This is a genomic window from Clostridium sp., from assembly GCF_026168755.1.
Lineage (GTDB): Bacteria > Bacillota > Clostridia > Clostridiales > Clostridiaceae > Clostridium.
Genome location: NZ_JAPFDR010000068.1, coordinates 1 through 11294 on the forward strand (window position 1 = coordinate 1; position 11294 = coordinate 11294).

6 protein-coding genes are annotated in these 11294 nt (G+C 28.9%); all 6 read left to right on the forward strand.

The features are described 5' to 3' along the window. Positions 1–423 precede the first annotated feature (423 nt). The 6 genes from glgB to glgD all read left to right on the forward strand — a co-directional run bounded on the left by glgB (position 424) and on the right by glgD (position 10760). On the forward strand, positions 424–2460 hold the full coding sequence (gene glgB, locus Q0Y03_RS14295) for a 1,4-alpha-glucan branching protein GlgB (RefSeq protein ID WP_297714486.1): 2037 nt from the start codon (positions 424–426) through the stop codon (positions 2458–2460). A 13-nt stretch (positions 2461–2473) separates the two neighbouring features. Continuing rightward, positions 2474–3910, forward strand: a complete 1437-nt coding sequence (gene glgA / locus Q0Y03_RS14300) for a glycogen synthase GlgA (RefSeq protein WP_297714487.1) — start codon at positions 2474–2476, stop codon at positions 3908–3910. Between the two features lie 27 nt (positions 3911–3937). After that, positions 3938–6373, forward strand: a complete 2436-nt coding sequence (locus tag Q0Y03_RS14305; protein WP_297714488.1) for a glycogen/starch/alpha-glucan phosphorylase — start codon at positions 3938–3940, stop codon at positions 6371–6373. Between the two features lie 7 nt (positions 6374–6380). Further along, positions 6381–8219, forward strand: a complete 1839-nt coding sequence (locus Q0Y03_RS14310; protein WP_297714489.1) for an alpha-amylase family glycosyl hydrolase — start codon at positions 6381–6383, stop codon at positions 8217–8219. 254 nt (positions 8220–8473) lie between these two features. Beyond that, the gene (locus Q0Y03_RS14315; protein WP_297714490.1) at positions 8474–9631 is read left to right on the forward strand and encodes a glucose-1-phosphate adenylyltransferase; all 1158 of its coding nucleotides are present in this window, start codon (positions 8474–8476) and stop codon (positions 9629–9631) included. Between the two features lie 22 nt (positions 9632–9653). After that, positions 9654–10760, forward strand: coding sequence for a glucose-1-phosphate adenylyltransferase subunit GlgD (gene glgD, locus Q0Y03_RS14320; protein ID WP_297714491.1), 1107 nt, complete (start codon positions 9654–9656; stop codon positions 10758–10760). Positions 10761–11294: the final 534 nt, after the last annotated feature.

Genomic DNA, 11294 nt, shown 5'->3' on the forward strand with positions numbered 1-11294 from the left:
ACGACTTAGGCTTGAAAAGCCTAACGCGTCAATATATTAAAATTCATTAAACTTAAAGAACCGCCGTGTACCAGACCGGTACGCACGGTGGTGTGAGAGGTCGGTAGATAAAATAATTATCTACCTCCTACTCGATTAATAAAATAAAAAGAAATCTTATAAGTAATATAATATCGACGATATACATAAAAATAGAGAAAAATATATCTAAATATAGACAAGAATAAACAGCAGAAAAAGTAAAACGACAGAATATATCATAAATGAGATAAAGATATATTTTTATATTAGAGATTATTAGATTATATGTCGGTTAAAAGAAGTTGAACAGTATAAAAACTTGATGGTAGAATTATAAAATAGAGAAATAATTACTATAATAGAAAATAATTACAATAGAGTAAAAGATGAAGGGGGATTCACATGAGAGGAGAAGGGTTAGCAGCAGTCACGCAGAATAGTAAAAAAAAGACTATTGAAGATATTAAGTCGGTAAATAAGAAGATAAGTAGCAAAATTTCAGATAATAAAAAAGAAAATAAAGTTGTAAAAAAGAAAGTAAAATGTGAATTAAGTAAGGATAATATTTCTTTATTTCATCAAGGAAAGCACTATGAAGCATATGCTTTTATGGGAGCACATGTTATTTCTGAAAAAAGAAAAAGAGGTGTGAGATTCACAACATGGGCTCCTAGGGCAGAAAATGTATATGTAGTAGGTGATTTTTCTAACTTTGAAGTAAAAGAAGATTATAAAATGGACAAGGTATCGGATTTAGGACTATGGAGTATATTTATAGAAGGAATAGAGCCTGGAGAAAAATATAAATATTCAATAGAAAGTATTCATGGAGAACATAAATATAAGGCAGATCCTTATGCTTTTGAATCAGAAAAGAGACCAAAAACCGCATCTATAATTAGTGAGAATGTTAAGTATAAATGGAATGATAGAAGTTGGATGATGAAGAGAAAAAGATTTAATATGTATGAAAGTCCAATTAATATTTATGAAATACATTTAGGATCTTGGAAAACTAAAAATGGAGAGTTTTTAACATATAAAGAAATAGCTGAGGAATTACCGAAGTATTTAGTAGACATGGGATATACTCATGTAGAAATTTTACCATTATTAGAGCATCCATTAGATGCATCTTGGGGATATCAAGGTGTAGGATATTACTCAGTAACTAGTAGATATGGAAATGCAAATGATTTTAAGTATTTAATTGATGAACTGCATAGAGCCGGTATAGGAGTAATATTAGATTGGGTACCAAGTCATTTTTGTAAAGATGCACATGGATTATATATGTTTGATGGAACTCCAACTTATGAATATGAGGAAGAATGGAAAAGAGAAAATAAGGGATGGGGGACTTTTAATTTTGATTTAGGAAGACCAGAAGTTAAGAGTTTCTTAATATCAAATCTTTTTTATTGGATAAAAGAATTTCATATAGATGGTATTAGAAATGATGCAGTATCAAATATGTTGTATCTTAATTATGGAAGAAATGATGGAGAATGGTTCCCTAATATTTATGGAGGATGTGGAAATTTAGAAGCAATACAGTTTATCAAAGAATATAATACGGCACTACACCAGGAATTTCCTACTGTAATGACAATTGCAGAAGAATCTACAGCATGGCCTAAAATATCTAAACCAGTTGAAGAGGATGGATTAGGTTTTAACTTTAAATGGAATATGGGATGGATGAATGATACTTTAAAATATATTAAAGAGGATCCGATAAATAGAAAGTATCATCATCATAAGCTCACTTTTTCAATGGCATACCATTATTCCGAGAACTTTATATTATCTATATCACATGATGAAGTTGTACATGGAAAAGGTTCACTTGTAAATAAAATGTGGGGAGATTATTGGAATAAATTTGCCGGAGTTAGAGTCTATTTAGCGCATATGATGGGACATCCAGGAAAGAAATTAATGTTTATGGGTTCAGAATTTGGTCAATTTATAGAATGGCGTGAATATGAAGGATTACAATGGAACCTAATTGAAGAATATGATATGCATAAGAAGACCCAACAATTTTTTAAAGATATGAATCATTATTATAAGGTAAATAAGGCCTTATGGGAAGGTGATTATAAACCAGAAGGATATGAATGGATCGATGCAGATAATTGCGATGAAAGCATATATTCATTTATAAGAAAGGATAGTAAAAATGATGAGATTTTAATATTCATATGTAATTATACACCTGTAGTTAGATATGATTTTAGAGTTGGTGTTCCACTATTGGCTGAATATATAGAAGATTTTAATACAGATAGCGAAATTTATGGAGGATCAGGACAAGTAATGACTGATAAATTAGTAGCAGAGGAAATTGCTTGTAATAATCAACCATATTCAATAAAAATTAAAGTTCCACCAATGGCAGCTATTATTTTAAAGGTAAATAACAAATCTAAATAGGGAGTGTAAATAGATGAAAGTATTGTTTGTAGCATCAGAAGCGCATCCATTTATTAAAACTGGGGGTTTAGGAGATGTAATGGGAGCATTGCCTAAATCACTAGTAAAACTAGGTGTAGATGTCAGGGTAGTAATACCGAAGTATAAAAATATAAAAGATGAGTTAAAACAAAAATTCCAGTTTGTAAAATGGTTTACTGTTTCTGTAGGTTGGAGAAATCAATATTGTGGAATTTTTCAATATCAATATAAGGGAGTAATTTATTATTTCATAGATAACGAATATTATTTTAATAGAGATGGGTTATATGGATATTTTGATGATGGAGAAAGGTTTGCATTTTTTAATAGAGCTGTTTTAGAGTTTATTAAGCAAATTGATTGGCAACCAGATTTAATAAATTGTAATGACTGGCAAACAGGAATGGTACCAGTACTACTTAATTTAGAATATAAAAAAGATGAATTTTACTCAAAAATAAAAACAGTATTTTCTATTCATAATTTACTATTTAAAGGAAGTTTTTCACCTAAAGTATTACCGGAGTTATTTGGCTATGATTATATGCCATTAGCTAATGGAAGTGTAGAGCTAGATGGTTCAGTAAGCTTTTTAAAAGGGGGATTGAATTACTGTGATCAAATCACAACTGTAAGTAATACTTATGCAGAAGAAATAAAAACTTCACAATATGGTGAAGGATTAGATGGATTTCTTAGAAGTAAAAGCTATTATTTAATGGGAATAGTTAATGGAATAGATTATGAAGAGTTTAATCCACAAGATGATAAATTTATATTTAAAAACTTTAATATTAATTCAATAGATAATAAAGTTGAAAATAAGTTAGCTCTTCAAAGAGAGTTAGGATTACCACAAAAGAAAGATACACCTATGATTGGATTAATATCTAGGCTAACTCATCAAAAGGGTTGTGACTTGATAGTTAATATGATAGATAGGCTACTTCAAAGAGATATACAGCTTGTTATATTAGGAACAGGTGATTATTGGTATGAGGAAACATTTAAGAATTTACAACATAGATATAGAGATAAAGTTTCAGCTAATATAAAGTTTGATAATACTTTAGCACACAAGATATATGCTGCAACTGATATGTTTTTAATGCCGTCATTATTTGAACCTTGTGGATTAGGGCAATTAATAGCATTAAGATATGGATCAATTCCTATTGTAAGAGAAACTGGAGGGTTAAAAGACACAATATCTCCTTATAATCAATACAATGGAGTAGGGAATGGATTTGGGTTTAAAAATTTTAATTCAAATGAATTAATGCAAATTATGGAATACGCATTAACAATCTACAGCGATAAAAATGCTTGGAGTAACATAATCAGACAAGCTATGAATTCAGATAACAGCTGGGAAAAATCAGCTATGCAATATAAGTTGTTATATGAAGGAGTAGTTAATAGATCTTAATGGATTAAGCTATTAGGAGGTAGATATATGCTATCAATCGATAAGAATTCATTTAAAAGAGATTATAACAATAAATTCGTTCAATTACATGGAAAAGAATTAAAAGAAGGAAGTAATCAACAAAAATATGAAGCATTGGGAAGTTTGATTAGAGATTATGTGATTAGTACATGGATGGATACTAATAGTAGGTACAATCAAACTGGAGAAAAACAAGTATACTATTTCTCAATGGAATTCTTATTAGGCAGACTATTAGGTGATTTTCTTTTGAATTTAGGAATAAGAGATATTTGTAAAGAAGCATTAAATGAGTTGGATATTGATTTAGAGGAAATTGAAAATTTAGAGCATGATCAAGGATTGGGTAATGGAGGATTAGGGAGATTAGCAGCTTGCTTTCTAGACTCTATGGCATCCTTAAATATTGCTGGACATGGATGCGGAATAAGGTATAAATATGGTTTTTTTGAACAAAAAATAGTAGACTGTCAGCAAGTTGAAGCTTCTGATAACTGGTTAAGAGAGGGAAATGTATGGGAAATAAAGAAGCAAGACAAAGCTGAGATAGTTAAATTTGGAGGAACAATTGTTTCTGATTATGTTAATGGCAAATTAACTTTTACTCATGTTAACTATGAGCCTGTTTTAGCAGTACCATATGATACACCAATTGTTGGTTATGAAAATGAAGTAGTAAATACTTTAAGGTTGTGGAGTGCTGAGCCAGTATCAAATGAGTTTGATTTTTCATCATTCAGTAGAGGAGATTTTCTAAAAGCAATATCTTATAAAAATTCAGTAGAAGCAATATCTTTAGTTCTATATCCAGAGGATTCATTTTATGAAGGAAAAATGCTTAGATTAAAGCAACAGTATTTTTTTGTTTCTGCAGGAATACAAAGTATAGTAAGGCATTATAAAAAGCACAAGGGAGACATTAAATTACTAGATGAAAAGATAGCAATACACATCAATGATACGCATCCAACATTAGCAATTCCAGAGTTAATGAGGATATTAATTGATGAAGAGGGATTGTCTTGGGAGAATGCGTGGAGGATAACTCAAAATACAATTTCATACACTAATCATACAATTTTAGCTGAAGCTTTAGAAAAGTGGCCTATTGATATGTTTAAAAGTTTGTTACCAAGGATTTATATGATTATAGAAGAAATAAATAAGAGATATTGTGGGGAACTTTGGAATAAGTATGTAGGTCAATGGGATAAGATATCAAGAATGGCTATTATAGGTGATGGATATGTAAGAATGGCTAATTTAGCTATAGTGGGTAGCCATAGCGTTAATGGAGTAGCAAAACTTCATACTGAGATATTAAAGAAAAAGGAAATGTCTGATTTTTATTATTTATATCCATCAAAGTTTAATAATAAAACTAATGGTATAACTCACAGGAGATGGTTAATTAGGTCTAATCCAGAGTTAACTAATCTTTTACTTGATACTATTGGTGAAAGTTTTATAAAACATCCAACTGATTTAGAGAACTTTGGAAATTATCTTGATGATAAAAATGTTTTAAAAAGACTTGGAGAAATAAAAAAGGGTAATAAAGAAAGATTAGCACAAGAGATTTATAAAAGTAATGGAATAGTTATAGATACGAATTCAATTTTTGATGTTCAAATCAAAAGGATTCATGCTTATAAGCGTCAAACATTGAACTGTTTAAGAATAATGGATCTTTATAATAAACTAATTGATAATCCTAATTTAGATATAATACCAAGAACTTTTATTTTTGCAGGAAAAGCAGCACCAGGATATTATTTAGCCAAAAATACAATTGAGTTAATTTGTAGGGTTGCAGATACTGTAAATAATGATCTGAGAGTGAATGAAAAAATTAAGGTTGTAATGTTGGAGAATTATCAAGTTTCATTAGCTGAAAAAATAATTCCAGCAACTGACCTAAGTGAACAGATTTCAACAACAACAAAAGAAGCATCTGGTACTTCTAATATGAAGTTTATGATGAATGGAGCAATAACTATTGCAACATTAGATGGTGCTAATATTGAAATTAAAGATGAAGTTGGTGAGGATAATATTATTATTTTTGGATTAAATGCTGAAGAGGTATTAAATTATCATAAGAATGGTGGATATTCATCATGGGATATATGCAATAAGGATTCTAGATTACAAAGGGTTACGAATGATTTAATTAATGGTAAATATTGTAGAGATAAAGATAGGTTTAGAAGTATATATGAAAATTTATTAACCTATAATGATGAATTTTTTGTATTAAAGGATTTTGATTCTTATTTAGATGCACAAGAAAGAGTTAATAAATTATATATGGATAAAGAAAGATGGCAAAAGATGTGTGGCATTAATATAGCACATTCAGGAATATTTTCATCTGATAGAACTATTCAGGAATATGCAACAGGAATTTGGGGTTCAACTGTAATATATAAAAATCTTTAGGGGGAATGTGAATTTGGATGATATACAAATTTTCCATGATTCTCACAACCTTGAATTAAGGAATCCTTTTGGTGCAGTTAGTATAGGAACTAAGGTGCGAATCAGATTATGGACTAGTAAAAGATGTTCAGTTTATATTAATTTAATAAATTTTTATAACAATCAGATAGAAATTCAAATGAACGAAATTGGATGGAATAGTTCAGTAAATAATTGGGTTTATGAAGCCGAAGTAGATACATCAAATAATAAGGGTTTAATATATTATTACTTTAGAGTTAATTACTGTGGAATGGATATTATTTATGGAAATAATATAGAATCATTAGGTGGGATAGGCCAGGTATATTTTAATGAGCCAGTAAGCTACCAGATAACTATATATTCTAAGCAAGAAGTACCTAGTTGGTATAGAGAGGGAATTATATATCAAATATTTGTGGATAGGTTTTTTAATGGAGAAGATGAAGGAAAAGTTTTAAATCCTAAAAAGAATACTTTTATATATGGAAATTGGGATGACAGTCCAATGTATATAAAAGATATGGACGGAAATATAGTGAGATGGGATTTTTATGGTGGAAATCTTTTAGGGGTAAAAAAGAAATTGGAATACATTAAGTCATTAGGTGTAAGTGTAATATATTTTAATCCAATATTTGATTCTCCTAGCTGTCATAAGTATGATACTGGCGATTATGAGAAAATAGATCCTATGTTTGGAGATGAAGAAATATTTAAAGATTTATGTAGTGAAGCGGAAAAGTTAGGCATGAGAATTATATTAGATGGGGTTTTTAGTCATACGGGAAGTGATAGTAAATATTTTAATAAATATGGGAATTATGATTCTTTAGGAGCCTATCAGTCTTTACAATCTCCATATTATAGGTGGTATAGATTTAATGATTATCCTAATCTATATGAAACTTGGTGGGGATTTTCTAATATGCCTAATGTAGATGAACTTAATCCAAGTTATTTGGATTATATAATTAGAAATGATAACTCTATTATAGAAAAATGGTTAAGTCTTGGTGCAGGCGGTTGGAGATTAGATGTTGCAGATGAATTACCAGATGAATTTATTAAGATTTTAAAAAAGAAAATTAAAGAAGTAAAAAAAGATAGCGTACTAATTGGTGAGGTATGGGAAGATGCATCAAATAAGGTTAGTTATAATAGGAAAAGAGAGTATCTATTCGGAAATGAGTTAGATTCTGTAACTAATTATCCTTTGAGGCAAATAATTTTAGATTTGGTCAGAAACTATATAGATAGCAAATATTTTATTAAAAAGTATTTATCATTAAAAGAAAACTATCCTAAGGAATACTTTTATTCAACTATGAATATTCTTGGAAACCATGATACTGAAAGAGTATTAACTATGCTAAATAATAATGTCAATCAGTTAAAAGAGGCAATAGTAATTCAAATGACATTACCAGGCGTTCCATTAATATATTATGGAGATGAAGCTGGCTTGACTGGAGGAAAGGACCCAAGCAATAGAAAATCATATCCATGGGGAAAAGAAAATAATGATATATTAGAATTTTATAGAAAGATATCAGTTATTAGAGTTAGTGAAGAGGCTTTAAGGAGTGGAGAAATAGAATTCTTAGAATTTAACAATGGAATATTAGGATATGAAAGAATTTTAAATAAAGATAGAATAATTATCGTAGTCAATACAATGGAAAAAGAAGGAGATATATTAATTAACAATATAAATGGGGAAATTTGGGATTTATTAGATAAAGATAAAGAATATATAGTAGAAAATGGATCGACAAGTGTTTTAATAGAAGCACATAAATTTATAATATTAAAGGTTCTATAAAATAGTATGGCACTTTTATAATTTCAAAGTGCCTTACTTTTTAAATTTTAGTTTGAATATTTTTTAATTAATGGAATATTATTTAACAAAGGCGTTTAGATATATAAATTATATCTAGTTTTTATAAATAAATATATACTAACAAAATAGTACAAAATAATAGCAAAATTACAAAATTAACATAAATAAAAAAATGTAATTAAGTAGATACACTAAATTGTATAGTATTAAGTTAAGAGGGGATGGGGAAAATAGTGAGAAAAAAAGAAATGGTTGCTATGATATTAGCAGGAGGACAAGGTTCAAGATTAGGTGTTTTAACGAAGAAATTAGCTAAGCCAGCAGTACCTTATGGAGGAAAATATAGAATAATAGATTTTCCTTTAAGTAATTGCTCAAATTCAGGTATATATTCAGTTGGAGTACTAACTCAATATAAGCCATTAGAACTTAATGCACATATTGGAATAGGGAATCCATGGGATTTAGATAGAAGAGATGGAGGAGTGAGTATATTACCACCATACCAAGAGGAAAAGGGGGGGAATTGGTATAAGGGAACTGCAAATGCAATTTATCAAAATATTGAATTTGTAGATAGATATAATCCAGAATATGTATTAATTTTATCAGGTGACCATATTTATAAAATGGATTATGATAGAATGCTTCAATTCCATAAGGAAAAGAATGCTGAAGCTACAATAGCAGTAATTGAAGTTCCTATGAAAGAGGCTTCTAGATTTGGAATAATGAATACTAATGAAGATCTATCAATATATGAGTTTGAAGAAAAACCTGCGAATCCTAAGAGTAATATGGCATCCATGGGAGTTTATATATTTAATTGGAAACTATTAAGACAAGCATTAAAGGAAGATGAAAAGGATAAAGAATCTAGCAATGACTTTGGTAAAAACATAATTCCTAAAATGTTAAATGAAGGTAGAAGGTTAGTGGCTTATCCATTTAAAGGATATTGGAAAGATGTTGGTACTATAAATAGTCTTTGGGAAGCAAATATGGATTTATTAAAGAGGGAAAGTGGGTTAAATCTATATGAGGATGATTGGAAGATATACTCTGTTAGCCCTGTAAGACCAGCTCAATATATTGGAAAAGATGCAAATGTGAAAAATTCATTAATAGTTGAAGGATGCACAGTGCATGGAATAGTTGAAAATTCTGTATTATTTGAGGGTGTTTATATAGGGAAAAATACTATTATAAGAGATTCTGTAATAATGACTGATGCCAAAATAGGAGATAGTGTAATAATTAATAAAGCTATTATTGGTGGAGAAGCAAAGATAAGAAGAGATTGTAAGATTGGTAATGGTGAAAAAATATCTGTTATAGCATCTAAAGAAGATGTTAAAAGTGGAACTGTAATAGATGCAATGGAAGTATAGTATAGGAGGGGAAAGAGAAAATATGAATAATTGTATTGGTGTAATTAACTTAGATGAAAATGAAGAAAAAACTATAGAGCTAACAAGACGAAGACCTTTAGCATCTTTACCTATAGCAGGTAGATATAGAGTTGTTGACTTTGTATTATCTAATATGACTAATTCAGGAATTGAAGTAATAGGAATATTTACAAAAAATAAGTCAAGATCACTAATGGATCATTTGACAAATGGTAGGCCGTGGGATATGCATCGCAAAAAGGATGGATTAAAGGTATTTAATTTTGGTGATATTGATCCGGTACATGATGATGTTCATAACTTTTTAGAAAACATAGATTATTTTGATTATAGTAAAAAAGAGTATACTTTGATTTGCTCATCATATATGATTTGCAATATAAATTATAGTGAATTAATTAAGTATCACATTGCACAAGGTAATGATGTAACAACAGTATATAAAAATGTTAAGCATATAGAAGATAGCTTTATTGGATGCCAAGTTTTAAACTTAGATGAAAACAGTAGAGTAACTGGTGTTGGAGAAAATGTAGGTTTAAAGAATAGTGCTAATATAAATATGGAAATGTATATAATGAAAACTGATCTTTTTATAGACATGATATATGAATGTATTAGAGGTGGAATATATAAAAAGATAAAAAATTATATTAATGGAAATATAGATAAATTAAAAGTTGGTGGATATGAGTTCAAGGGGTACTTGGCTTGCATTAATTCCATAGGAGCATACTATGATGCTAACATGGAATTCTTAAATGAAAAAGTAAATAAAGAATTATTCTATAATAATTTTCCTATATATACAAAACCAAAGGATGCATGCCCAACGCAATATACTGAAACAAGTAGTGTAGTAAATTCTATTATTGCTAATGGTTCATATATTGAAGGAACAGTTAAAAATAGTGTTATAGGAAGAAATGTTTATATTGGAAAAGGTAGTGTAATTGAAAATTGTGTTATACTTCAAAATACTGTTATAGGGAATAATGTAACTATGAATAATACAATTACAGATAAAGGAACATTAATTGATGATAATGAAGAGGTAAAGGGGTTAGAAAATAATCCGCTTATAATTCCTAAAAAAAGAGTTGTTTAAAAATATTAATTAATAGTAAGAGAGTTGAAATAAAAATATATTTTAGCTCTCTTTTTCATATCTAGGAAAAGTATAAATCTGTTGAGTCTTAAAGATAGTAATATCAATGACTTTAATAGTGTAAAATCAAAAAGGACACTATGAAAAGGGAGGAGGGAGGATTTATAAACATATGATGGTAAAGGTAATATAGTTGATTGAATATTCAAATTAAATAAGTGAACGTATCCTTGTGTATCAATATAAGTATTATTAAGAAAATTTATGAAAAATACAGAAAAACTAAACTAATTTCTGAATATAATAATACAGTATTGGTTAATATATTAATATAATGATATTATAAGTCTTGTCCAAAAGGACCGCTGATAAGTCGAAAGATAGGAAGTGAAGTAAGTTAACAAAAACAACAAAAAATGTTGAAAAAAGATGTTGACAGAAAAGTTTCTCAGTGATAAGATAAGGAAGTCGCTTCGGTGCGACAGAGTAAATGGTCTTTGAAAATTGAACAGAATATAGTTAAAGTAAACCAGC

Coding starts and splice junctions, on each gene's coding strand:
- glgD (WP_297714491.1), top strand. CDS start 9,654: ATGAATAATTGTATTGGTGTAATTAACTTAGATGAAAATGAAGAAAAA.
- glgB (WP_297714486.1), top strand. CDS start 424: ATGAGAGGAGAAGGGTTAGCAGCAGTCACGCAGAATAGTAAAAAAAAG.
- glgA (WP_297714487.1), top strand. CDS start 2,474: ATGAAAGTATTGTTTGTAGCATCAGAAGCGCATCCATTTATTAAAACT.
- Q0Y03_RS14305 (WP_297714488.1), top strand. CDS start 3,938: ATGCTATCAATCGATAAGAATTCATTTAAAAGAGATTATAACAATAAA.